The organism is Pseudomonas iranensis, from assembly GCF_014268585.2.
Classification (GTDB): Bacteria; Pseudomonadota; Gammaproteobacteria; order Pseudomonadales; family Pseudomonadaceae; genus Aquipseudomonas; species Aquipseudomonas iranensis.
The window spans coordinates 1,441,476-1,466,393 of the sequence record NZ_CP077092.1; the positions used below are offsets into that span (position 1 = coordinate 1,441,476).

Sequence of the window (24,918 nt, forward strand, 5' to 3'; positions counted from 1 at the left end):
CCTCACTGCGGGTCTGAAAAATCCATTCGCGGATTTAGCCGGCCCCGGGCCTTTGCCCGAGACCAAAAGTTATTGAAGAACGAAATAATCGTAGCGCATCGACACGGTGGTCTCGAACGGCTCGGCCTGCTCGATCACCGCCGCACGACGCTCGGCACTGGCACGCCAGCCGTGAGGCGTCATCGCCAACAGGTTGGCGCGGTCCTCGGGCTTGTCCAGGGTCAGCTTGAATTCCAGGGTTTCGCTGTGCGCCAAGGCCATGCCTGCCGGCACCAGGGCCAGGTGCTTGTCGTCGGTGTACTCGCGCACTTCGTCGTACAGGCGTTCGCGCAATTCCATCAGATGGCCACGGGTCGGGCCGACTTTCATCAGCCCACCGCCGACGCTGAGCAGACGCTTGGCTTCCTCCCAATCCAGCGGACTGAAGACGCTGGCGAGAAACTGGCAACTGCCTGAAGCCAATGGCACGCGGGCCATGCTGGCGATCAACCAGGTAATCGCCGGGTTGCGCTTGCAGGCGCGTTTGACGGCTTCGCGGGAAATGTCCAGCGCGTAGCCGTCAGCATTGGGCAAAGCCTCGGCGATTTGCGCGGTGTAGTAACCCTCGCCACAACCGATGTCGACCCAGCGCTCCGGCGCATAACTCGCCGCCAATTCAGCCAGACGCCTGGCAACTGGCGCGTAGTGCCCGGCGTTGAGGAAATCACGCCGCGCCTCGACCATCGCTTGATTGTCGCCCGGGTCGCGGCTGTTCTTGTGCTGCACCGGCAACAGGTTCAGATAACCCTGACGCGCACGGTCAAACCGATGCCCGGCGGGGCAGACCACGCCGTTCTCTACCGCATTGAGCGGCTCACTGCAGATCGGGCACGCGAGCATCAGGCGAGCAACTTGATCAGGGTCTGGTAATAGATTTCCGTCAGCACGTCGAGATCGGCTGCCAGCACGCGCTCGTTGACCTGGTGGATGGTCGCGTTGACCGGGCCCAGTTCAACCACTTGCGTGCCCATGGTCGCGATGAAGCGGCCATCGGAGGTGCCGCCGCTGGTCGATGCCTTGGTTTCGCGACCGGTGATGTCCTTGATGCTCGACGACACCGCATCGAGCAGCGCGCCCGGTTCGGTGAGGAATGGCAGGCCGGACAGCGCCCAGTCGATGTGCCAGTCCAGGCCATGCTTGTCGAGAATATCGGCAACGCGTTTCTGCAGGCCTTCGACGGTCGATTCGGTGGAGAAACGGAAGTTGAACACCGCCACCAGATCACCCGGGATCACGTTGGTCGCGCCGGTGCCGGAATTGAGGTTGGAAATCTGGAAACTGGTCGGCGGGAAGAAATCGTTGCCGTGGTCCCAGTGCTCGGCGGCCAGCTCTGCCAGCGCCGGAGCGGCGAGGTGGATCGGGTTCTTCGCCAGATGCGGATAGGCCACGTGGCCCTGCACGCCTTTGACCGTCAGCTTGGCGCCGAGGGAGCCGCGACGGCCGTTTTTCACCACATCGCCGACCAGCGTGGTGCTCGACGGCTCGCCAACGATGCACCAGTCCAGACGCTCGTTGCGCGCGACCAGACGCTCGACCACTGCCTTGGTGCCGTGATGCGCCGGGCCTTCTTCATCGCTGGTGATCAGGAAAGCGACCTTGCCCTTGTGATTCGGATAGTCGGCGACGAAGCGTTCAGCGGCGACTGTCATCGATGCCAGGCTGCCTTTCATGTCTGCCGCGCCACGGCCGCAGAGCATGCCATGTTCGTCGATCACGGCATTGAACGGATCGATCTGCCATGCGGTAACCGGACCGGTCGGCACCACGTCGGTGTGGCCGGCGAAGCACAGCACCGGGCCGTCGTTGTTGCCGTGAGTGGCCCAGAAGTTATCCACATCTTCGATGCGCATCGGCTCCAGGGTGAAACCGGCATCGCCCAGGCGCTGCATCATCTGCTTCTGGCAGTCGGCATCGACCGGGGTCACGGAAGGACGGCGGATCAGGTCGATGGCCAGTTGAAGGGTCGGCGATAGGTCGGCGTGGGCCGTCATGGAAAACTCCGGGATCATGGGGTATGAGCTTGGGCGTCTAATGTGGGAGCGAGCCTGCTCGCGAAAGCGGTCTACCAGGCACCTTAAAGGTTGAATGTTACAACGCCTTCGCGAGCAGGCTCGCTCCCACAAGGGATAGGGGTGGTCAGTCAGACCGGCTATCACGCCAAGCCCCGCAAAATGGCGGTTATCTTAAAGCAAAACGGCGACCATTGGCCGCCGTTTAGTGCTGCGTTGCGGATTTAGACGACCGGTGCCGGCTCAGCCTTGGCCACAGGTTTGGGCAGCGACGACAGGAACGCCATGATCAGCGCAGCCAGATACGGCAGCGACTGCACCAGCAGCATGGTCACCCAGAAGCGCATGTCATTGCTCGGAATGCCCTGCACGAGGAAGATCCCCAGCGCCGCGCCCCACAGCAACAGCATGATGAACAACTCTTCGCGAGCCTCGCTGATCGCCACCCAGAAGCCGTGGTTGTCAGCGTTTTTTGGCGTGCGGAAAAACGGAATGCTGCTGGTGAAGAAACCGTACAGCACCGCTTTGGCGATGGTGTGCGACAACGCCAGCCCGGCCAGTGCCGCGCAGAACGCATCCTTCAGATTCACACCGACGGCGCGGCGATAGAGAAAGATGATCTTGCCGACCTTGAACACGAACAGCGCCAGTGGCGGGATTGCGAAAATCAGCAGCGGCGGATCGACCCGTTGCGGCACGATGATCATCGCCGCCGACCACAACAGCGCGCCAACGGTGAAGAAGATGTTCATGCCATCGGCGACCCACGGCAGCCAGCCAGCGAGGAAGTGATAACGCTGACCGCGAGTCAGTTCGGTGTCCTTGCCGCGCAGCAGGCTGCGGGTGTGGCGCTTGATGATCTGGATCGCGCCATAGGCCCAGCGGAAACGCTGTTTCTTGAAGTCGATGAAGGTATCCGGCATCAGGCCCTTGCCGTAGCTGTCGTGGTAATACGCCGCCGACAGGCCCTTCTCGAACACGCGCAGACCGAGCTCGGCGTCTTCACAGATGCACCAGTCAGCCCAGCCCAATTCTTCCAGCACGGAACGGCGGGTCATGGTCATGGTGCCGTGCTGAATGATCGCGTCACGGTCGTTGCGAGTGACCATGCCGATATGGAAGAAGCCCTTGTATTCGGCGTAGCAGAGCTTCTTGAAGGTGCTTTCGTTCTGGTCGCGATAATCCTGCGGCGACTGCACTACGGCGATTTTTGGGTCGGCGAAGTGCGGCACCATGTGCTTGAGCCAGTTGGGGTGCACGCAGTAGTCGGAGTCGATCACGGCAATGACCTCGGCATCCTTGGCTGTGTGCGGGATCAGGTAATTCAGCGCGCCGCCCTTGAAACCGGCCAGCGGCGATACGTGGAAGAACTTGAAGCGCGGGCCGAGGGTTGCGCAGTAATCGCGCACCGGTTCCCACACCGCCGGGTCCTTGGTGTTGTTGTCGATGATCAGGACTTCGAAGTCGGGATAATCGAGTGCGGCCAGTGCGTCGAGGGTCTGTTTGACCATCTCTGGCGGCTCGTTGTAGCACGGCACATGGATCGAGACTTTCGGTCGGTAATCGGAATCGCCCAACACTGGCAGGAATTCCCGACGGCGCTTGTGAATCCACACCGCTTCGGCCAGTTCATGGGCCTCGGTGAGCAGGACGATGAACACCCCGAGCGCACCGAGCGCCAGGAGGAATCCGACCGTGAGGCTGAACCACGTGCTGTATTGCTGGCTGTAGTCGTAACCGATGTACACCAGCACCGAACCGCAGAGGAACGCGATAAACGTCAGGAACGTGCGACCGCGCTGGCGCAGCGCCGAGCCGTCGATCATCAGCAGGGTCAGCGACAGCAGCGCCAGCACCACCGAGCCGATGGCCAGCACGCGCCATTGCGGAATCGCCACCACCGGGCCTTCGAAATTGAATTTCTGCTGGCGCGCGGCGTTGAACACGCCCCAGTAGGCGCCGACCGAACCTTCATCGCTGGCCTTCCACGGCTGGTCGAACGCTTCGATCACGAAGTAGTTGAAGCCCTGGCGATTGAGCTTGTTGACCAGTGTGCGCAGGTAAATCGCCTGATCTGCCGGCGAGGCATCGGCGCCACCGCGCATGCGACCGTTGCTCGGCCAGCCGACCTCGGAGAGCAGCAGCGGTTTTTTCGGAAACAGTTTCTTCAGATCGCGGGCGCGGTCGAAGACGAACTGGCCGGCCTTGTCCACCGGAATGAATTCCCAGTAGGGCAGGACGTGGGCGGCGATCAGGTCAACGTGCTTGGCCAGTTGCGGGTATTTCTCCCAGATATGCCATTGCTCGGAGGTGGTCACCGGTACTTTGACCGCAGCGCGCACCCGATCCAGCAGAACGATCAGCGCTTCCGGGGTGATCTCTTCGCGAAACAGCGCCTCGTTGCCGACCACCACGCGCACGACGCTTCTGGAGGTGTTGGCCAGTTCGATGGCTTTGCTGATTTCCCGTTCGTTGCGTTCCTGGTCCGGGCTGATCCAGATGCCGAGGGTGACGCGCAGGCCGAATTCCTCCGCCAGTTTCGGGATGTCTCCCAGCGAACCGTCGACCGAATAGATACGAATGTTGTCGGTCAGCTTGCTCATGATTTCCAGGTCACGGCGCATTTCGTCGTCAGACGAATACTGATCCTTCTGTGGGAATTGCCCCTGCTGGAATGGCGAATACGAGAAGCCGGAGATTTGCTGCGGCCAGTTCGGCGCCGTGACCGGGCGATTGACCAGCGCCCAGAAACCGGTGAACAAGGCAGCGATGGCCAGCACCACCACCAGGTTGAGTCCAAATTTACGCGATGACATAGCTGTTTCGGGTTCCAAAGGCTGTGGAACGAAGGATCGGTCGGATAGACGCCCTAGGGGCGCGCATCCTACACCGGCGATTAACCAGTCGTACAACTGACGGGAAAATGCCTGACGTTGGGCAGCCGTCTCTGACTTAAGTTCTTACACTTGTCGCTTGCAGCTTAAAACTTGTCGCTGCGTAGCCCTATAATGCGCGCCGGTTTTTGGGGTAATGGTCATGAGTACAGAAGATCCGCGGTTTGCAGGTATCGCCCGTTTATATGGCATCGAGGGCCTGGAACGCTTGCGCGCCGCCCATGTGGCGATCGTCGGCGTCGGTGGCGTCGGCTCCTGGGCGGCGGAAGCCATGGCGCGTTGCGGGGTTGGCGAGATCTCGCTGTTCGACCTCGACGACGTCTGCGTCAGCAATGCCAACCGCCAGTTGCATGCGCTGGACAGCACCGTCGGCAAACCCAAGGTCGAGGTGATGGCCGAGCGTCTGCGCGGGATCAACCCCGATTGCACGGTGCACGCCGTGGCCGATTTCGTTACCCGCGACACCATGGCCGAATACATCACGCCGAACATCGACTGCGTGATCGACTGCATCGATGCGGTCAATGCCAAAGCGGCGCTGATCGCCTGGTGCAAACGCCGCAAGATCCAGATTATTACCACTGGCGGGGCGGGCGGGCAGATTGACCCGACGCTGATTCAGGTCTGCGATCTGAACCGCACCTTCAACGATCCGCTGGCTTCGAAAGTGCGCTCGACCTTGCGTCGTGACTACGGCTTTTCCCGCACCGTGACCCGCCACTACAGCGTGCCGTGTGTGTTTTCCACCGAACAGCTGCGCTACCCGAAACCGGACGGCAGCATTTGTCTGCAGAAGAGTTTTGTCGGCGATGGCGTGAAGCTCGACTGCGCCGGCGGGTTTGGCGCGGTGATGATGGTTACCGCGACATTTGGCATGGTCGCGGCGACCAAGGCTGTGGACAAGATTGTCGCTGGTGTACGGCGCCCGGCGGACCGGGTCAAGCCTCAAGCCTGAATGTATTAATGAGGGCCTCTTTTGATCGTTCCCACGCTCCGCGTGGTAATGCAGCCCGGGACGCTCCGCGTCCCATCCAGAGCCGAACGCGGAGCGTCCGTTGAGGCATTCCCACGCAGAGCGTGGGAACGATCAGTCAGCGAGCCAACTCATTCATCCGCTGAAGCACGGCATTGAGGCCATTGCTGCGCGATGGCGATAGCTGGCGGGACAGGCCGAGCTGATTAAACCAATCCGGCAAATCGATTTGCTTTATATCAGCCGCCGACAAGCCGTTGACCCGCAATAGCAGCAACGCCACCAACCCGCGAATCATCCGCGCATCGCTGCTTGCCTTGAACTGCCAGTGTCCGTCGCGGAAATCTCCGACCAGCCACACCTGACTCTCACAGCCATGCACCCGGTTGGCCTCGCACTTTTGCGCGTCATCCAGCGCCGGCAGACGATCACCAAACTGCATCAGCAACCGCGCCCGCTGTTCCCAGCCCGCCGCAGTCTGAAACGTCTGCAGCGCTTCGGCCGCTTCCACCGGCAGGCTCATCGCAACATCTCCAGCGCCTGATCCAGCGCCTCGAAAAAGCGCTCCAGATCTTCCGATTCGTTATACAGCGCCAACGACACACGAATCGCGCCAGCCAGTTCGAAGCTTTTCATCAATGGCATGGCGCAGTGATGTCCGGCGCGCACGGCGATGCCTTGTTCGGTGAGCAGATGCGCCAAATCGGCGTTGTGCACGCCTTCGACGACAAAACTGGCCAGCGCCAGTTGCGGCTTGCCCAGCAGGCGAATGCCATTGCGTGCGGCGAGGCCGCGCAGCAGATAGTCGTGCAGTGCCGCTTCATGGGCAGATACGGCGTCCTGATCCAAACCGGCCAAGTAGTCGAGGGTCGCTCCGAGGCCGATGACGCTGGCGATCGGCGGTGTGCCTGCCTCGAACCCCAACGGCGCCGGGCGGAAGCGCGAATCCTGATAGTTGGCGTCTAGCACCATCTCGCCGCCGAACTGCCAATGCTGCAATTGCTCCAGCGCAGCGTTGCGCCCGAACAGCACGCCGAGGCCATCCGGGCCGTAGAGCTTGTGGCTGGAAAATACATAGAAGTCGCAACCCAGCGCCTGTACATCGTGCCGACCGTGCACCACACCTTGCGCGCCATCGACCACGGTCAGCGCGTTCTGCGCCTTGGCCATGCCCAGCAAAGCGGTCAGTGGCTGCCAGGCGCCGAGGACATTGGACAACTGGCTGACCGCCAACAAACGCGTGCGCGGGCCGATCAGATGCACGGCAGCGCCGAGGTCGATCAGGCCGTCGGCATCCAGCGGCAGGATCACCAGTTTCAGCTGACGGCGTTGCGCCAGTTGCTGCCACGGCAGCAGGTTGGCGTGATGCTCCAGAGCGCTGATGACAATCTCATCGCCCGGCTGAAACAGAGGCTCCAGACCATAAGCCAGCAGATTCAGCGCACTGGTGGCGCCGTGGGTGAAGATGATTTGCCCGCTGTCACCGGCATTCAGCCATTGGCCAACCTTGCGCCGACTGTCTTCGAACGCTTGCGTCGCGTGGGCACCGGGCAGGTGTTGCGCACGATGCACATTGGCCGCGCCGTTGGCGTAGTAATGCGTCAGTGCGTCGAGCAGGGCCTGGGGTTTTTGCGTGGTGGCGGCGCTGTCCAGATAGGTCTGGTCTTGCCGTTGCAGGGCGGCGATAGCCGGGAAATCGGCGCGCCAGGGGGAGGGGATCATCATGAGTTCAGCCCTGTGAAATTGGGCGGCGTGTACGCCAAACCTTGTGGGAGCGAGCCTGCTCGCGAAAGCGTCCTTGAGGACGCCAGAAGTTTCGCGAGCAGACTCGCTCCCACAGGCCTACAGCGCTTAGTTGTGAGCGTGCAGCGCTTCGTTCAGTTCGATCGCCGATTTGTGGGTCTTGCATTCCACAGCACCGGTTTCCGAGTTGCGACGGAACAGCAGATCAGTCTGACCAGCCAGCTCACGCGCCTTCACAACCTTGACCAGATTGTTGTTTTCGTCCAGCAGCGCAACCTTGGTACCGGCGGTCACGTACAGGCCCGATTCCACAGTGTTGCGGTCGCCCAGCGGAATACCGATACCGGCGTTGGCGCCGATCAGGCAGCCTTCGCCGACCTTGATCACGATGTTGCCACCGCCCGACAGGGTGCCCATGGTCGAGCAACCGCCGCCCAGGTCCGAACCCTTGCCGACGAAGACGCCAGCGGAAACGCGGCCTTCGATCATGCCCGGGCCTTCGGTGCCAGCGTTGAAGTTGATGAAACCTTCGTGCATGACGGTGGTGCCTTCGCCGACATAGGCGCCCAGACGCAGACGTGCGGCATCAGCGATACGCACGCCAGCCGGTACCACGTAGTCGGTCATTTTCGGGAACTTGTCCACCGAGAACACTTCCAGAAGCTCGCCGCGCAGGCGCGCTTCGAGTTGCATTTCCGCCAGTTCGCTCAAGTCGATCGCGCCCTGGCTCGTCCACGCCACGTTCGGCAGCAGCGGGAAGATACCGGCCAGGCTCACGCCGTGCGGCTTGACCAGACGGTGCGAGAGCAGATGCAGCTTGAGGTAGGCCTCAGGCGTGGAGGTCAGTTGCGCGTCTTCGGCCAGCAGCGTGGCGACCAGCGGCTTGTGGCTTTCAGCCAGGCGGGTCAGCAGCTTGCCTTGCACGGCGTCGATGCCTTTCACGGCTTCAGCCAGTTGCGCAGCCTGGGCGGTGGTGAAGGTGATGGCCTGGTTGCCTTCGGTGTAACCGAGGATCGGCGCAACAGCCGCGACCAGTTCGGCCGAAGGGTTGAGCAGTGGCTGAGCGTAGAACACTTCCAGCCATGCGCCTTGACGGTTCTGGGTGCCGACACCAAAAGCGATGCTGAACAGGGAATTGGACATGTGAATACCTCTACAAAGAGTGACGGGCTGCTTACTTCAGAGCGGCCGCGTAGATATCTGGCTTGAAGCCAATCAGGGTTCGGTCACCGAGATCGAGCACCGGGCGCTTGATCATCGAGGGTTGTGCGAGCATCAGTTCGATGGCTTTCGCTTGGTCGAGATCGGCTTTGCGTTCGTCGTCGAGTTTGCGAAAGGTCGTGCCGGCGCGGTTCAACACGGTTTGCCAGCCGTGCTCGTCGCACCATTGGGTCAGGTGCTCACGGTCAATGCCGGCGGTCTTGTAATCGTGAAAGTCATAGCTGACAGCGTGTTCATCGAGCCAGGTGCGCGCCTTTTTCATGGTGTCGCAGGCTTTGATGCCGAAAAGGTGCAACGTTTTACTTGAAACGGCCAAGGAATCGCCCCCTTTACAGGTGCTGGAAAAAAATGGTGACGGATTATGCCATGACCGGACGGTTTCGTCGGCCACGGTTGTCGTAACGCTGTAAAACCTGTGGGAGCGAGCTTGCTCGCGAAGGGGGCCTGTCAGTCAATTCCTGTGCTGAATGACACACCGCATTCGCGAGCAAGCTCGCTCCCACATTTAGTCCGGCGTCTGGCCGTGCGACATAGGTGCAACGGTCAGCCACAGCCTAAGGCGCTAATATGGCAGTTCAATGCTATCGATCGCCTGAGATTCTGGTTTTATGCAAACTGCTTACACCGTCCTCATCCTGCTGATGCTGGTCAGCGTCTCGCGACTGGTCGGGCGGGTCATCCCGCTGCCGTTGCCGTTGGTGCAAATTGCTGCCGGTGCCTTGCTCGCCTGGCCGACGCTTGGCCTGCACGTCGCCCTCGATCCCGAATTGTTCCTGTTTCTGTTCCTGCCGCCGTTGTTGTTTTCCGATGGCTGGCGCATGCCCAAACGCGCGCTCTGGCAATTGCGCGGGCCGATACTGACCCTGGCCGTGGGCCTTGTGCTGTTCACCGTGGTCGGTGCCGGCTATTTCATTCATTGGCTGTTGCCGACGATTCCGCTGCCGGTAGCCTTCGCCCTTGCGGCCGTGTTGTCGCCAACCGACGCCGTAGCGGTTTCAGCGATTGCGCAGAACCGCTTGCCGACGCCGCTGATGCACATGCTGCAAGGCGAGGCGCTGATGAACGATGCATCGGGTCTGGTGACTTTCAAGTTCGCCCTCGCTGCTGCGGTCACGGGTGTGTTCTCGTTGACCAATGCCAGTCTGACCTTCGTTGCGGTGGCGCTCGGTGGCCTGGCTGTGGGTGTAGCGTTGAGCTGGCTGGTCGGGCGCCTGCGCGCATGGATGATCGCCCGGGGCTGGGACGATCCGGCCACTCACGTGGTGTTCATGTTGCTGCTGCCCTTCGCCGCTTATGTACTGGCCGAACGTTTGGGCGCCTCGGGCATTCTTTCCGCTGTGGCAGCGGGGATGATGCAGAGCTGGCTCGATCTGCTGCCACGCCAGACCAGCACGCGACTGCTTAATCGCAGCGTTTGGGCGCTGCTCGAATTTGCGTTCAATGGCTTGATCTTCCTGCTGCTTGGCCTGCAATTGCCAGACATCATCAAAGCTGTGGTCAGCCATGAGCCGACGCTGTGGCCGACGCTGTTCTATCGCTGCCTCGATGTGCTGGCGATCTTCGTCGCGCTGGTGTTGCTGCGCTTCATCTGGGTGCAGAGCATCTGGCGCTTGTCGGTGTTGCTGCGCCGAGTGCGCGGCAAGGGCGAGCTGACGCAAGTGCCGACGGCGCGTTCATGCTGGTTGCTGACGGTGGGCGGTGTGCGCGGGGCGGTGACGCTGGCGGGCGTGATGTCGGTGCCGATGCTGATCGGCGCCGAGGCTTTTCCTGAACGCGACTTGCTGATCTTCATTGCTGCCGGGGTGATTCTGCTGTCGCTGGTCTCGGCCTGTATCGCGCTGCCCTTGCTGCTGCGCGGCATCGACAAAAGTCCCGACGACAAGCGTCGTCAGGAAGTGCGCGACGCCTGGCGCAAGACAGCCGAAGCGGCGATTCACTCGCTGGAAAGCGAAGAAGTGGTCCCGCAGGATGCCGCTCAAGCGGCGCTGGCAGCGGAGCTCAAGGCGCGGATCATGTCCGAATATCGCCATCAACTTGATGTGTTCAATGATTCCGCCGAGGCTCAGGCGCTGGCATTCCAGATGGATCTGCTTGAACGGCGTTTGCGCTTGAAAGCGCTGCGCGCGCAGCGTCTGGAACTCTACAGCCTCAGTCGTCAGCACCAGATCGGTGATGACGTGTTGCGAGAAGTGCTCGGGGAACTGGATTTGAGCGAGGCCAATCTGGGCCAGGTCAAGTCGTAGCACGAGATGATTCCTGATGGCGATTCAAGGGGATTCGCAAGAGCCGCCGTCAGGAATTTCGATCGGATAAAAATGTGCGCAGATGCGTTTGTCCTGCCAACTTATTTCCGTGTTCATCGGTATCTCAAACTTCCCATCGGTTAGTTCCTTCTCGACAGGATAATGCATGATTGAAGTCGGATCGTATGGGGTGACGGTGATCGCCTCGTCTATCGGTGTAAAAATGTTCAGGTCCACGCTTTGCTTATCCATTCCCCATTTTTCCGCATATTCCTGATAGACCTTCGGTCTATTCCAGGGAATGTTAGCATCAGGGTGCAGATGCTCATGATGAAAACCGAGCGCATGACCGAACTCGTGTATTACTACCGTGCGAAAATCCGCATCTCCCGGTCGCGCGTATATGAACATCGTGGGTTTTCCTGCCGCGACTGTTAGTGCGTCGGTGCCAATTTGCGAAGCGTTTTGAGTAGTGTCGGTTGTAATTCGGATTACGCCGTCTTTACTATCGATGAAGCTAAAGGTGAGGCTGACATAGTCCGCCCATTCCCATATATGGCTCTTTATCGCTTCTTTCAGCGAGGCGGGTGGGTTGTCCATAAACGAAATGGTCAGATGGCGGCTCGGGTGCCAACACTTTGCATTGAGTGCCATGGTCCGGGAGGTCAGGCCTGAGTTGTTGGTGTACGAAATATTTTTCGAGTTTTCATTGATGGCCGCTCGAAAGCTGGCAACTGGATCTTCTATTTCAAGATTCAGACAGGGTCTGGTTTTGTACATGGTCAATTCCTTTGAGGTTTTTATCCAGGGTTGACTGCAAGTTAGTGGTTAAAAGCTTGTAGTTTGTAAGTTGGTTATTGCGGGGGGTAGGTTATTAGTTAGTGTATTGAGGAGTAAAGGAGGGGGTTGTAAGGTAGCGTTTCTTTTTTTTAATCCGCATCAGGTGGCCTGATGCGGACACTTGAAAGTTACTGTTGGCGAGTAACGAATGCGCGTATTCTTTCGGCGGCCTCGACACATTCCGCCAGCGGCGCAACCAGCGCCATGCGCACGCGGCCCGCCCCCGGATTGACGCCATCGACATCGCGAGACAGATACGAGCCCGGCACCACGGTCACGTGTTCCTGCTCGAACAGATCGCGGCAGAACGCCGCATCATCGCCCTGCACGTTCGGCCACAGATAGAAGCTGCCGTCCGGGCGCTGTACGTCCATGACCGGGCTGAGAATGTTCAGCACCGCATCGAACTTCTCGCGGTACAGCGCACGGTTGGCGCGCACATGCACTTCGTCATTCCACGCGGCAACGCTGGCCAGTTGAGTCTGTACCGGCATCGCGCAGCCGTGGTAAGTGCGATAGAGCAGGAAGCCTTTGAGGATGTCGGCATCGCCGGCAACGAAGCCTGAACGCAGACCCGGGAGGTTGGAGCGCTTGGACAGGCTGTGAAACACCACGCAGCGCTTGAAGTCATTGCGCCCCAGTTCAACGCAAGCACTCAGCAGGCCGGGCGGCGGGGTTTGTTCGTCGAAGTACAGTTCGCTGTAGCACTCGTCGGCGGCGATCACGAAGTCATACTCATCAGCCAGGGCGATCAACTTCTTCAGAGTCTCGACCGGAATCAGCGCGCCGGTCGGATTGCCCGGCGAGCACAGGAACAGAATCTGGCAACGCTGCCAGATCTCCGGCGCTACTGCGTCGAAGTCCGGGTTGAAGCCGTTTTCATCCAGGCATGGCAGGTAATGCGGCTTGGCCCCGGCGAGGAACGCCGCGCCTTCGTAGATCTGATAGAACGGGTTGGGGCTGACCACCAGCGCATCGTCGCCACGGTTGACCACGGTCTGGGTAAAGGCGAACAGGGCTTCGCGGGTGCCGTTGACCGGCAGCACATTGCGCGCCGGATCAATCCAGCCGTTCGGCACACCGAAGCGCCGCTCGCACCAGCCGGCGATGGCTTCGCGCAGGGCCGGGATGCCGAGGGTGGTCGGGTACACCGCCATTTGATCCAGATTGTTCGCCAGCGCTTCGGCGACAAAGCTCGGCGAACGGTGTTTCGGCTCGCCGATCGACAGGGCGATCGGGCGTTTGTCCGGGTTCGGCGTAACGCTGCCGAGCAGGGCGCGGAGCTTTTCGAACGGGTACGGCTGGAGCTGGTTCAGAGCGTTGTTCATGGGGGCCTCTTTTAAATGCTCAAGAGCTTTCTGTGGCGAGGGGATTTATCCCCGTTGGGCTGCGCAGCGGCCGCAAAACCATTCACTGCGGTTCAACTGAATGTCCGCATACACAGGTTTTACGACTGCTTCGCAGCTGAACGGGGATAAATCCCCTCGCCACAGGGAATTGTATGTACCGGAGGAAAGCATGGGCTGCATTCACAGGGATAAACGGGTGATTCAGATACTGATCCGCGAAAGTTTGATATCCGGTTCCTGATTGACGCTCAACTGTTCGACGATCGCATCCTGCAGACGGCTGCACAGCAGCGGATCGGACAGCGGCTGGTTGTGCGCGTCGGTGATGAAGAACACGTCTTCCACGCGCTCGCCCAGGGTCGCAATCTTGGCGTTCTGCAGCGACAGATCGAACTCGAGGAAAATCCCCCCGACCCGCGCCAGCAGGCCCGGCCGGTCAGGCGCCGTCAGTTCCAGCACGGTCACCGGACGCTGGGCGTCGTTGTGAATGGTGACCTGCGGCGCAAAGGCGAAATGCTTGAGCTGACGCGGCACACGGCGCTGGATGATCGTCGGGTAGTCGTCCGGGTTGCGCAGGGCTTCGGTCAGGCCTTCGCGGATTTGCTTGATCCGCGCCGGATTGTCGCCGATCGATTCGCCTTCGTTGTCGAGCACGATGTAGGTGTCGAGCGTGAACTGGCTGCTCGAGGTGATGACCCGGGCGTCGTGAATGTTCAGGTTGAGCTGGTCCATCGCCGCCACGGTCACGGCGAAGAAGTCATGCTGGTCCGGTGCATAAATGAAGATCTGCGTGCCGCCCTCGAACTCGCGCTGGGTGGTTTCCTTGATCAGCACCAGCGGCCCGCCATCCACCGGTTGCTGCAGGATCGCGTCGCTGTGCCAGGCTACATCGCCGGCGGTGTGACGCAGGAAATAGTCATCGCCCAATTGCGCCCACAGCTGCTCGACGTCGTCCGGATCGGTGCCGCCGCGCACCAGAATGTCCAGCGCCGCGCTTTGCGTCTGGCGGATCTGTTCTTCGCGATCCACCGGGTTTTCCAGACCCCGGCGCAGGGCGCGCTTGGTCTCGGTATAAAGCTGGCGCAGCAGGCTCGCGCGCCATGAATTCCAGAGCGTCGGGTTGGTCGCATTGATGTCGGCTACGGTCAGCACGTAGAGGTAGTCGAGGCGGGTTTCGTCGCCGACCGCCTGGGCGAAATCGTGGATCACCTGCGGGTCCGACAGATCCTTGCGCTGTGCGGTGGTGGACATCACCAGGTGGTTCTGCACCAGCCAGACGATCAGGCGGCTGTCCCACACCGGCAACTGATGGCGCTGGCAGAACGCCTCGGCATCGACCGCGCCGATCTCCGAGTGATCGCCGTGTCGACCCTTGCCGATATCGTGATACAGACCGGCCATGTAGATCAGCTCAGGCTTGGGCAACTTGGCCATGAGTTTGGCGGCCAGCGGAAATTTCTCCGACACTTGGGTGTACTGAAGTTTGCGCAGGTGTTTGATCAGATTCAGCGTGTGCGCATCGACCGTATAAATGTGGAACAGGTCGTGCTGCATCTGCCCGACGATAAAACCGAACTCCGGCAGATAGCGCCCGAGAATGCCGTAACGGTTCATCCGCCGCAGATTGCGATGGATGCCGATCTTGCACTTGAACAGCTCGATGAACAGGCTGGTGTTGCGGATATCGTTACGGAAGTTGTCATCGATCAGATGACGATGTTCGCGCAGCAGACGAATGGTGTCGGCGCGCACGCCTTTGATTTCCGGCTGTTGGGCCATCAGCACGAAAATTTCCAGCATGGCGAACGGCGTGCGGCGGAACACATTGTCATTGCGCGCTTCGATGTAACCGTCATGCAGCTGGAAGCGTGAATTGATCGGTTGCGGCGGCGCCTCGTCTTCCGGAGCGAGGATGACTTCCTCGAAGTGCTGGATGATCAGATCGCTCAGTTGGGCGATGCTCATCACGGTGCGGAAGTACTGCTGCATGAAAGCTTCGACCGCCTGTTTGGCATCATCACCTTCAAAACCGAGCAGGCCGGCGATGGTGCGCTGGTGATCGAACAGCAAGCGGTCTTCGGAGCGGCCGGCGAGCATGTGCAGGGCGTAACGCACTTTCCAGAGAAATTCCTGGGAGGAGGCGAGCAGGGCGTTTTCGCTTTCTACCAGAAATCCTTCGCCGGCGAGGGCGCGCAGGTTCAGGGTGCCGTACTGACGCCGCGCCACCCAAAGGATGGTTTGAATATCGCGCAGGCCGCCGGGCGAACCTTTGACGTTCGGTTCGAGGTTGTACTCGGTGTCGTTGTATTTGTGGTGACGTGCTTTCTGTTCCGCACGCTTGGCCAGGAAGAACTCCTTGGCCGGCCACATGTGCGCGGTGCTGGTCACTTCGAGCATGCGCTGACGCAGACGCTCGGGGCCGCAGATGGTGCGGCTTTCCATCAGGTTGGTGACCACGGTCAGGTCGGCGCGGGCCTCTTCTGCGCATTCGTCGACCGAGCGCACGCTCTGGCCGACTTCCAGGCCTATGTCCCACAACAACGTCAGAAAACGCTCGATGGAGTCGCGGAAAACTTCGTGGTCGGCACTGTCGAGCAGGATCAGCAGATCGATATCGGAGTATGGATGCAGTTCGCCGCGACCGTAGCCGCCCACCGCCACCAGAGCGATGTCGGCGTCTTCGCTCCAGTTGAACTGCTCCCAGGCCTTTTGCAGGATGTTGTCGACAAACCAGGCGCGGTCCTCGATCAGCCGGCGGATGTCGCGGCCATTGCGAAAACGCGTGTCGAGGACCTCGCGAGCCTGGCGGATCGCCTTCTTGAACGCCGCGATGGGACTCGCTTTGAGGGCCAGTTCAGCCTGGAACTGGCCGCGGTCGAAGAGTTCGGGATCCACCTGCGGCATCGATTGGCTTTCCTTCTATAGGCTGGGAGCGTTCTGGGTGTCAGGCCGAGATACGCGGGATGGTGTCATCGCTGCGCAAAGTGAAAATCTCGTAGCCGGTCTCGGTGACCAGCAGGGTGTGTTCCCACTGTGCCGAGAGCTTGCGGTCCTTGGTGATCGCCGTCCAGCCGTCGCCGAGAACCTTGGTGTCGGCCTTGCCCTGGTTGATCATCGGCTCGATGGTGAAGGTCATGCCAGCCTTCAGTTCCATACCGGTGCCGGCACGACCGTAGTGCAGGATCTGCGGTTCTTCGTGGAAGACCTTGCCAATACCGTGGCCGCAGAACTCGCGTACCACCGAGAAACCGTTCTTTTCTGCGTGCTTCTGGATTACTTCGCCGATGTCGCCGAGGCGGCAGCCGGGTTTGACGATCTCGATCGCCTTGTACATGCATTCCTGGGTGACCTGCGACAGGCGCTCGGCCCAGACCGGCACTTCGCCGACGTGGAACATGCGGCTGGTGTCACCGTGGTAACCGTCCTTGATCACCGTGACATCGATGTTCAGGGTGTCGCCGTTTTTCAGCGGTTTGTCGTTCGGGATGCCGTGGCAGACCACATGGTTGATCGAGGTGCAGATCGACTTCGGGTAGCCCTTGTAGTTGAGCGGTGCAGGGATCGCTTGCTGCACATCGACGATGTAGTCGTGGCAGATCTGATTGAGCTGATCAGTGGTCACGCCGGGTTTGACATGTTCGGCAATCATTTCCAGCACATCGGCGGCCAGTTTGCCGGCGACACGCATGCCAGCGATGTCCTCGGGGGTTTTGAGGTTGACGGTCATACAGGCTCTCTCTGCGCTCGGCGGCGCTTACGGATACGAATTGGGTGGCAAGCGTACATTTTGCGACCCTGAAAAACGCGATTCTACCAGACGGGAGGCGCAAATCCGCGCCTGCATGTCCAGCTTCTGTCTATACAATGGTGCCCATCGAGCCGATTCCAAGGGGGCTGCGCCCATGTCACTGGCGCGAATACAGATTCCGGGTTCCGTTTCTGCGCACCCTGTGGTATAAAATGCGCCGCTTTCCGGGGATGCCCCGAAAAGCTTAAATCCACACACGTGTCGACACGATGACCTGGGTGCCTTGGGCTTTATGCCTCTGGTTGGTCATTGGGATACGTGGAGGCCAAACCCGACTTATCAAGGAACTATCATGTCCCAAGTCAACATGCGCGATATGCTGAAGGCCGGTGTGCACTTCGGTCACCAAACCCGTTACTGGAATCCGAAAATGGGCAAGTACATTTTCGGCGCGCGTAACAAGATTCACATCATCAACCTTGAAAAAACCCTGCCAATGTTCAACGAAGCTCTGACTTTCGTAGAGCGTCTGGCCCAGGGCAAAAACAAGATTCTGTTCGTCGGCACCAAGCGTTCCGCTGGCAAGATCGTTGCTGAAGAAGCAGCACGTTGCGGTTCGCCGTACGTCGATCACCGCTGGTTGGGCGGCATGCTGACCAACTTCAAGACCATTCGTGCTTCCATCAAGCGTCTGCGTGACCTTGAAGTTCAAGCCGAAGACGGTACTTTCGCCAAGCTGACCAAGAAAGAAGCGCTGATGCGCTCCCGTGATCTTGAGAAGCTGGATCGTTCGCTGGGCGGCATCAAGGACATGGGCGGTCTGCCAGACGCACTGTTCGTGATCGACGTTGACCACGAGCGCATCGCGATCACCGAAGCCAACAAGCTGGGCATCCCGGTCATCGGCGTCGTCGATACCAACAGCAGCCCGGAAGGCGTTGACTACATCATCCCAGGCAACGATGACGCCATCCGCGCTATCCAGCTGTACATGGGTTCGATGGCTGACGCAGTTATCCGCGGTCGCAACAACGTTGCTGGCGGTACTGTTGAATTCGCAGCTGAAGAAACTCAGGCTGCAGCTGAGTAATCGACGCCCCTGGCGTTGACTCAGTAAGCAAAAAGGGGGCTTGGCCCCCTTTTTGCCACCTCGAAAACCATTTGTCGGCGCCCACGTCTGTATTTGTCATGTGCGGCAGCCAACATGGGTGGTTCGGGAAGAATTGAACGCCCGTTCGATCGGGTGGAATGGTTGAAAACCTATCCAAGAGGAATTTGAAAATGGCAGCAATTACTGCAGCGTTGGTCAAAGAACTGCGCGAGCGTACCGGCGAAGGCATGATGGATTGCAAGAAAGCCCTGGAAAAGGCTGACGGCGACATCGAAAAAGCCATTGATGACATGCGTGCTTCGGGCGCCATCAAGGCTGCGAAAAAAGCTGGCAACGTTGCCGCTGAAGGCGCAATCGCCATCAAATCGAATGACAAGGCGGCCGTGCTGCTGGAAGTCAACTCGCAGACCGACTTCCTGGCCCTGCAAGACGATTTCAAGAACTTCGTTGCTGCCAGCGTAGAAAAAGCTTTCGACGAAAAACTGACCGACGCAGCTCCGCTGATCGCCGCTCAGGAATCGGCTCGTGAAGCGCTGGTTGCCAAAGTCGGCGAGAACGTCAACATCCGTCGTCTGGTACGCGTAGAAGGTGACGTTGTCGGCACCTACCTGCACGGTAACAAGATCGGTGTTGCTGTTGTCCTGAAAGGCGGTGACGTCGAGCTGGCCAAAGACATCGCTATGCACGTTGCTGCAAGCAACCCTGAGTTCCTGCTGCCTTCGCAAGTCTCCGACGAAGCGATCGAGCGTGAGAAGGCTGTGTTCCTGCAGCTGAACGAAGAAAAGATCAAAGGCAAGCCAGAAAACATTGTTGAGAACATGGTCAAAGGCCGTATCAGCAAGTTCCTGGCAGAAGCGAGCCTGGTCGAGCAGGCGTTCGTCAAGAACCCTGAAGTCAAGGTTGGCGAACTGGCCAAGAAAGCCGGCGCAGAAATCGTTTCCTTCACCTACTTCAAAGTAGGCGAAGGCATCGAGAAGCCGGTCGACAACTTCGCTGAAGAAGTTGCTGCCCAGCTGGCTGCCGCCAAGCAATAAGACGGTTTTTCAACTGTCGCCCGAAAGAGGCTGCCCGCTAACGCGCGCAGCCTCTTTTCAGATGGGGTTGCCAATTTTTTATTTGGTTTCCACCCGGAACTGACTTACAAAGCCATGTTCCGATGGCGCTGCAGCAGCGCCAAGCTAGAGTGAACGCCAGCTGTAAACAGCTCGCAAAGAATTTTAAATACGCCGCAGGAGAGATTCGCAATGGCTCAGCAGGGCAGTGGTTATCAGGCTCGCTATAAACGCATTCTACTCAAGCTTAGCGGCGAGGCCCTGATGGGCTCGGAAGAGTTCGGGATCGATCCGAAGGTGCTCGATCGCATGGCGCTGGAAGTCGGCCAACTGGTCGGCATCGGCGTCCAGGTCGGTCTGGTGATCGGCGGTGGCAACCTGTTCCGGGGCGAAGCCCTGAGCAAGGCAGGTATGGATCGGGTCACGGGCGACCACATGGGCATGCTGGCCACTGTGATGAACGCCCTGGCCATGCGCGATGCGCTGGAACGTGCCAATATCTCGGCCATCGTCATGTCGGCCATTTCCATGGTTGGTGTGACCGATCACTACGATCGCCGCAAAGCCATGCGCCACCTGAACTCCAAAGACGTCGTGATCTTCGCGGCCGGTACCGGCAATCCGTTCTTCACCACGGATTCGGCAGCCTGCCTGCGTGCAATCGAAATCGACGCCGACGTTGTGCTCAAGGCCACCAAGGTTGACGGCGTGTACACCGCAGACCCGTTCAAAGACCCGCATGCCGAGAAGTTCGATCATCTGACTTATGATGAAGTACTGGATCGCAAGCTGGGCGTAATGGATCTGACTGCCATCTGCCTGTGCCGCGATCACAAGATGCCGCTGCGCGTATTCAACATGAACAAGCCCGGCGCCCTGCTGAACATTGTGCACGGCGGCGCTGAAGGGACATTGATCGAGGAAGGCCAACAATGATCAACGAAATCAAGAAAGACGCCCAAGCGCGTATGCAGAAATCCCTGGAATCTCTGAACCACGCGTTCGGCCAGATTCGTACCGGCAAGGCTCACCCGAGCATCCTTGGCAGCGTCATGGTGCCTTACTACGGCACTGACACTCCGCTGAGCGGCGTTGCCAACGTCACCGTGAAAGATTCGCGCACCCTGCAGGTCGTGGCCTTCGAGCGCAACATGCTCGCTGCCGTCGACAAGGCAATCCAGAGCGCCGGTCTGAACCTCAACCCGACCAATCTGGGCGAGTTGCTGTTGATCCCGATGCCTGCCCTTACCGAAGAAACGCGCAAAGGCTTCACCAAGCAGGCCCGCAGTGCAGCCGAAGACGCGCGCGTAGCCGTGCGCAACATCCGTCGCGATGCTTTGGGTGAGCTGAAAAAACTGGTCAAGGACAAGGAAATCAGCGAAGACGAAGAGCGTCGTGCCATCGCCGATATCGATAAGCTGACCAAAGAATCCGAGGCCCAGATCACCAAGGCCACGGACGAGAAAGAAAAAGACCTGATGGCCGTATAAGGGTCGAGCTTTAAATGGACAAGACCAAGCAGACTGCGCCGTCCGCGGTGCCGCGCCATGTCGCGATCATCATGGATGGCAATAATCGCTGGGCGAAAAAACGCTTTATGCCGGGTGTCGCCGGGCATAAAGCGGGCGTGGATGCTGTGCGGGCGGTGATCGAGGTGTGCGCTGAGGCCAAGGTCGAAGTCCTGACCCTGTTCGCCTTCTCCAGTGAAAACTGGCAGCGCCCGGCCGATGAGGTCAGTGCCTTGATGGATTTGTTCTTCAAGGCGCTGCGTCGTGAGGCCAAGCGTCTCAACGACAACAACATCAGCCTGCGCATCATTGGCGATCGCTCGCGCTTCCACCCTGAGCTTCAGGCGGCGATGCGCGAGGCCGAGGCCATGACGGTCGGTACCAACCGCTTTGTCCTGCAGATCGCCGCCAACTATGGCGGTCAGTGGGATATCGCTCAGGCTGCGCAACGTCTGGCGCGTGAGGTTCAGGCCGGGCATTTGCGCCCGGAGGACATTACCCCGGATCTGCTGCAAACGTGTCTGGCCACCGGCGATCTGCCGTTGCCTGACCTGTGCATCCGCACCGGTGGCGAGCATCGCATCAGTAACTTCCTGCTCTGGCAGCTGGCCTACGCCGAGCTGTACTTCTCCGACCTGTTCTGGCCGGACTTCAAACACGAAGCCATGCGCACTGCGCTGGCCGATTTCGCTTCGCGCCAGCGTCGCTTCGGTAAAACGAGCGAACAGGTCGAAGCTGGAGCCCGGGTTTAATGCTTAAACAACGAATCATCACTGCACTGATCCTGCTGCCGATTGCCTTGTGCGGGTTTTTCCTGCTCAAAGGTGCCGGCTTTGCGCTGTTCATTGGCCTGGTGGTGAGCCTCGGTGCCTGGGAATGGGCGCGTCTGGCCGGCTTCACCGCACAATCGTTCCGCGTCGGCTTTGCCGCGGTGGTCGCCTTGATGCTGTTCGTCATGTATGTGCTGCCGGGCCTTGCGCCTTGGGTGCTCGGTGCATCGGTGATCTGGTGGGCGATTGCGACTTATCTGGTGCTGACGTATCCACGCTCCAGCGCGCATTGGTCTCCTGCGGCGACCAAACTGCTGATTGGTCTGCTGATCCTGCTGCCTGCGTGGCAGGGGCTTGTGCAGATCAAGCAATATCCGCTGGGTAACTGGTTGATCATGGCGGTGATGGTGCTGGTCTGGGGCGCGGACATCGGCGCTTATTTTTCCGGGCGCAAGTTCGGCAAGCGCAAGCTGGCGCCGCAGGTCAGCCCGGGCAAGAGCTGGGAAGGCGTTTACGGTGGTCTGGCGCTGAGTCTGGTGATTACCGCGATCGTCGGGCTGGTGCGCGACTGGACCGTGGCCGAGCTGCTCAAAGGCCTGATCGGCGCGGCAGTGATCGTCTTCATTTCCGTGGTCGGTGACCTTACCGAAAGCATGTTCAAGCGCCAGTCCGGCATCAAGGACAGCAGTAATCTGCTGCCCGGCCATGGTGGCGTGCTGGACCGCATTGACAGCCTGACCGCAGCCATTCCGGTGTTCGCCGTATTGCTCTGGATGGCCGCACCGTGAGTCGTCCCCAGCAGATTACGGTGTTGGGTGCGACCGGTTCGATCGGTCTGAGCACTCTGGATGTGATTGCCCGTCATCCTGAGCGTTATCAGGTTTTTGCATTGAGTGGTTTCACGCGCCTTAGTCAGTTGTTCGCCTTGTGCGTACGCCATGTGCCGCAATTTGCCGTAGTGCCTGAAGTGGCCGCAGCGCGCGGTTTGCAGGATGACTTGCGTGCAGCCGGCTTGCCGACTCGTGTGCTGGTAGGCGAGGAGGGCCTGTGTCAGGTCGCCTCCGCGCCTGAAGTCGATGCGGTCATGGCGGCCATTGTCGGTGCGGCGGGTTTGCGTCCGACACTGGCGGCGGTCGAGGCGGGCAAGAAGATTCTGCTGGCCAACAAGGAAGCGCTGGTGATGTCCGGCGCTCTGTTCATGCAGGCCGTGCGCAAAAGCGGTTCGGTACTGCTGCCGATCGACAGTGAGCACAACGCGATTTTTCAGTGCATGCCCGCGGATTTCGCCCGCGGCTTGAGCTCGGTGGGTGTGCGGCGGATCTTGCTGACGGCCTCTGGCGGTCCTTTCCGGCAGACGCCGATGTCCGAGCTGGCGCATGTTTCGCCGGAACAGGCGTGTGCGCATCCGAACTGGTCCATGGGGCGCAAGATCTCCGTGGACTCGGCGAGCATGATGAACAAGGGGCTCGAGTTGATCGAGGCCTGCTGGTTGTTCGATGCCAAACCGTCTCAGGTCGAAGTGGTAATTCATCCGCAAAGCGTGATCCACTCTCTGGTGGACTATGTCGATGGCTCGGTCCTGGCGCAGTTGGGTAACCCGGATATGCGCACACCGATTGCCAACGCATTGGCCTGGCCGGAGCGTATCGATTCCGGCGTAGCGCCACTGGACCTGTTTGCCATTGCACGACTGGATTTCGAAGCGCCCGATGAAAGCCGTTTCCCCTGTCTGCGTTTGGCCCGTCAGGCGGCCGAAGCTGGCGACAGCGCGCCGGCGATGCTTAACGCGGCCAATGAAGTAGCAGTTGCAGCGTTTCTCGACGGACGGGTTCGCTACCTGGAAATCGCGAGTATCATCGAGGAAGTCTTGAATCTGGAGCCGGTGGTGGCGCTGCACGACCTCGACGCCGTATTTACGGCGGACGCGAAAGCGCGATTGCTGGCTGAGCAGTGGTTGAGTCGGCACGGCCGATAGTTTTTTGTAACGCAACGGCGACACGCGACACTGAACAGGATTGCGGAGAAAGTAGATGAGCGCGCTCTATATGATTGCCGGCACCCTGATCGCCCTGGGTGTGCTGGTCACCTTCCACGAATTCGGCCACTTCTGGGTCGCGCGTCGCTGTGGCGTCAAGGTTCTGCGGTTTTCCGTGGGCTTTGGCATGCCGTTGCTGCGCTGGCACGACAAGCAAGGCACTGAATTTGTGGTCGCCGCGATCCCGCTGGGCGGCTACGTCAAGATGCTCGATGAGCGCGAAGGCGAAGTGCCGGTCGATCAGCTCGATCAATCGTTCAATCGCAAATCGGTACGTCAGCGTATCGCCATTGTTGCCGCTGGCCCGATTGCTAACTTCCTGCTGGCGTTAGTCTTCTTTTGGGTCTTGGCGATGCTCGGCAGCGAGCAGGTGCGTCCGGTCATTGGCGCAGTCGAGTCTGGCAGCATTGCCGCCAAGGCTGGTCTGAATGCTGGCCAGGAGATTGTCTCGATCGATGGCGAGCCAACGTCCGGTTGGGCTGCGGTCAATCTGCAACTGGTGCGTCGTCTCGGTGAGAGCGGTGCGATTCAATTGCTGGTGCGCGAGCAGGGTTCGACTGCCGAGTCGCCGCGCACCCTGGCACTGGATAACTGGCTGAAAGGGGCCGACGAGCCGGATCCGATCCGCTCGCTGGGCATTCGTCCTTGGCGTCCGGCCTTGCCGCCGGTGCTTGCCGAGCTGGACCCGAAAGGTCCGGCCCAGGCCGCCGGGCTGAAAACCGGCGATCGCTTGCTGGCGCTTGATGGTCAGCCGCTGAGTGACTGGCAGCAGGTGGTTGATACTGTTCGTACGCGTCCTGATACCAAAATCATGCTGCGCATCGAGCGCGACAATGCTCAAATCGACGTCCCTGTGACCCTGGCGGCGCGCGGTGAAAGCAAAGCGCCAAGCGGTTATCTGGGCGCTGGCGTCAAAGCCATCGACTGGCCGCCGGAAATGATCCGCGAGGTCAGTTATGGCCCGCTGGCCGCGATTGGCGAGGGTGCCCGTCGCACTTGGACCATGAGCATTCTGACGCTGGATTCACTGAAGAAAATGCTGTTCGGCGAGCTCTCGGTAAAAAACTTGAGTGGACCGATAACCATTGCTAAAGTGGCGGGCGCTTCTGCCCAGTCGGGCGTCGCTGATTTCCTGAATTTCCTTGCTTATCTGAGTATTAGCCTGGGGGTTCTGAATTTGCTGCCCATTCCTGTACTGGATGGGGGGCATTTGTTGTTTTATCTGATCGAGTGGGTGCGTGGTCGCCCCTTGTCGGATCGGGTGCAAGGTTGGGGGATACAGATCGGTATCAGTTTGGTGGTCGGGGTGATGTTGCTTGCTCTGGTCAACGATCTGGGTCGACTGTAACGCTTCGCTGAATTGCGAATCTGCCGCATTTTGCG

The 24,918-nt window shown here is 59.8% G+C and carries 21 protein-coding genes; 10 read left to right on the forward strand and 11 right to left on the reverse strand.

Annotated features, from left to right (window positions below; genetic code table 11):
• Positions 1 to 69: 69 nt before the first annotated feature.
• The 3 genes from HU724_RS06280 to HU724_RS06290 form a co-directional block, all read right to left on the reverse strand.
• The gene (locus tag HU724_RS06280; protein ID WP_016771487.1) at positions 70 to 879 is read right to left on the reverse strand and encodes a putative RNA methyltransferase; all 810 of its coding nucleotides are present in this window, start codon (positions 877 to 879) and stop codon (positions 70 to 72) included.
• The gene (dapE, locus tag HU724_RS06285) at positions 879 to 2,030 is read right to left on the reverse strand and encodes a succinyl-diaminopimelate desuccinylase (RefSeq protein ID WP_016771486.1); all 1,152 of its coding nucleotides are present in this window, start codon (positions 2,028 to 2,030) and stop codon (positions 879 to 881) included. The genes HU724_RS06280 and dapE overlap by 1 nt, the downstream gene beginning before the upstream one ends.
• Before the next feature lie 242 nt (positions 2,031 to 2,272).
• Positions 2,273 to 4,864, reverse strand: coding sequence for a glycosyltransferase (locus tag HU724_RS06290; protein WP_186569537.1), 2,592 nt, complete (start codon positions 4,862 to 4,864; stop codon positions 2,273 to 2,275).
• Between the two features lie 214 nt (positions 4,865 to 5,078).
• Here HU724_RS06290 and tcdA point away from each other — a divergent pair, with 214 nt between their 5' ends.
• Positions 5,079 to 5,897: a tRNA cyclic N6-threonylcarbamoyladenosine(37) synthase TcdA gene (gene tcdA / locus HU724_RS06295; RefSeq protein ID WP_039762445.1), complete on the forward strand. Its 819-nt coding sequence runs from the start codon at positions 5,079 to 5,081 to the stop codon at positions 5,895 to 5,897.
• Between the two features lie 136 nt (positions 5,898 to 6,033).
• On the opposite strand, the gene HU724_RS06300 is transcribed toward tcdA, so the two are convergent.
• The 4 genes from HU724_RS06300 to HU724_RS06315 all read right to left on the reverse strand — a co-directional run bounded on the left by HU724_RS06300 (position 6,034) and on the right by HU724_RS06315 (position 9,195).
• On the reverse strand, positions 6,034 to 6,438 hold the full coding sequence (locus HU724_RS06300; RefSeq protein ID WP_186569538.1) for a SufE family protein: 405 nt from the start codon (positions 6,436 to 6,438) through the stop codon (positions 6,034 to 6,036).
• Positions 6,435 to 7,640 (reverse strand): aminotransferase class V-fold PLP-dependent enzyme, encoded by a 1,206-nt coding sequence (locus HU724_RS06305; protein WP_186569539.1) that lies wholly within the window; start codon positions 7,638 to 7,640, stop codon positions 6,435 to 6,437. Before HU724_RS06305 ends, HU724_RS06300 begins: the two co-directional genes overlap by 4 nt.
• Before the next feature lie 126 nt (positions 7,641 to 7,766).
• Positions 7,767 to 8,801 (reverse strand): 2,3,4,5-tetrahydropyridine-2,6-dicarboxylate N-succinyltransferase, encoded by a 1,035-nt coding sequence (gene dapD / locus HU724_RS06310; RefSeq protein WP_041478134.1) that lies wholly within the window; start codon positions 8,799 to 8,801, stop codon positions 7,767 to 7,769.
• A 31-nt stretch (positions 8,802 to 8,832) separates the two neighbouring features.
• Positions 8,833 to 9,195, reverse strand: a complete 363-nt coding sequence (locus HU724_RS06315; RefSeq protein ID WP_038860603.1) for an ArsC family reductase — start codon at positions 9,193 to 9,195, stop codon at positions 8,833 to 8,835.
• 292 nt (positions 9,196 to 9,487) lie between these two features.
• Between HU724_RS06315 and HU724_RS06320 the strand changes: the two genes are divergently transcribed.
• Positions 9,488 to 11,122, forward strand: coding sequence for a Na+/H+ antiporter (locus HU724_RS06320; RefSeq protein WP_186569540.1), 1,635 nt, complete (start codon positions 9,488 to 9,490; stop codon positions 11,120 to 11,122).
• Between the two features lie 24 nt (positions 11,123 to 11,146).
• Here the strand turns inward: HU724_RS06320 and HU724_RS06325 are convergent, their stop codons facing one another.
• The 4 genes from HU724_RS06325 to map all read right to left on the reverse strand — a co-directional run bounded on the left by HU724_RS06325 (position 11,147) and on the right by map (position 17,038).
• On the reverse strand, positions 11,147 to 11,902 hold the full coding sequence (locus HU724_RS06325; protein ID WP_125917998.1) for a M12 family metallopeptidase: 756 nt from the start codon (positions 11,900 to 11,902) through the stop codon (positions 11,147 to 11,149).
• Positions 11,903 to 12,090: 188 nt separating this feature from the next.
• Entirely contained in the window at positions 12,091 to 13,290 is a 1,200-nt protein-coding gene (dapC, locus tag HU724_RS06330) for a succinyldiaminopimelate transaminase (RefSeq protein WP_186569541.1), read from the reverse strand.
• A gap of 222 nt (positions 13,291 to 13,512) precedes the next feature.
• On the reverse strand, positions 13,513 to 16,215 hold the full coding sequence (locus HU724_RS06335) for a [protein-PII] uridylyltransferase (protein ID WP_186569542.1): 2,703 nt from the start codon (positions 16,213 to 16,215) through the stop codon (positions 13,513 to 13,515).
• 40 nt (positions 16,216 to 16,255) lie between these two features.
• A complete protein-coding gene (gene map / locus HU724_RS06340; protein WP_133334983.1) occupies positions 16,256 to 17,038 on the reverse strand; it encodes a type I methionyl aminopeptidase in 783 nt (260 codons plus the stop codon).
• A 373-nt stretch (positions 17,039 to 17,411) separates the two neighbouring features.
• Here map and rpsB point away from each other — a divergent pair, with 373 nt between their 5' ends.
• From rpsB to rseP, 8 genes are all read left to right on the forward strand, one after another.
• On the forward strand, positions 17,412 to 18,149 hold the full coding sequence (gene rpsB, locus HU724_RS06345) for a 30S ribosomal protein S2 (protein ID WP_003222119.1): 738 nt from the start codon (positions 17,412 to 17,414) through the stop codon (positions 18,147 to 18,149).
• 191 nt (positions 18,150 to 18,340) lie between these two features.
• Entirely contained in the window at positions 18,341 to 19,204 is an 864-nt protein-coding gene (gene tsf, locus HU724_RS06350; protein ID WP_016771476.1) for a translation elongation factor Ts, read from the forward strand.
• 210 nt (positions 19,205 to 19,414) lie between these two features.
• On the forward strand, positions 19,415 to 20,158 hold the full coding sequence (gene pyrH, locus HU724_RS06355) for a UMP kinase (protein ID WP_003222124.1): 744 nt from the start codon (positions 19,415 to 19,417) through the stop codon (positions 20,156 to 20,158).
• The gene (frr, locus tag HU724_RS06360; RefSeq protein WP_007954771.1) at positions 20,155 to 20,712 is read left to right on the forward strand and encodes a ribosome recycling factor; all 558 of its coding nucleotides are present in this window, start codon (positions 20,155 to 20,157) and stop codon (positions 20,710 to 20,712) included. The genes pyrH and frr overlap by 4 nt, the downstream gene beginning before the upstream one ends.
• Before the next feature lie 14 nt (positions 20,713 to 20,726).
• Complete coding sequence (gene uppS / locus HU724_RS06365; protein ID WP_186569543.1) at positions 20,727 to 21,482, forward strand: polyprenyl diphosphate synthase; 756 nt, start codon at positions 20,727 to 20,729, stop codon at positions 21,480 to 21,482.
• Positions 21,482 to 22,288, forward strand: coding sequence for a phosphatidate cytidylyltransferase (locus HU724_RS06370; RefSeq protein ID WP_186569544.1), 807 nt, complete (start codon positions 21,482 to 21,484; stop codon positions 22,286 to 22,288). Before uppS ends, HU724_RS06370 begins: the two co-directional genes overlap by 1 nt.
• Positions 22,285 to 23,475 carry a 1-deoxy-D-xylulose-5-phosphate reductoisomerase gene (ispC, locus tag HU724_RS06375; RefSeq protein ID WP_186569545.1) on the forward strand — a complete coding sequence of 397 codons (1,191 nt, stop codon included), beginning with the start codon at positions 22,285 to 22,287 and terminating at the stop codon, positions 23,473 to 23,475. Before HU724_RS06370 ends, ispC begins: the two co-directional genes overlap by 4 nt.
• A gap of 55 nt (positions 23,476 to 23,530) precedes the next feature.
• On the forward strand, positions 23,531 to 24,883 hold the full coding sequence (gene rseP / locus HU724_RS06380; RefSeq protein ID WP_186569546.1) for a sigma E protease regulator RseP: 1,353 nt from the start codon (positions 23,531 to 23,533) through the stop codon (positions 24,881 to 24,883).
• The last annotated feature ends 35 nt before the right edge of the window (positions 24,884 to 24,918 follow it).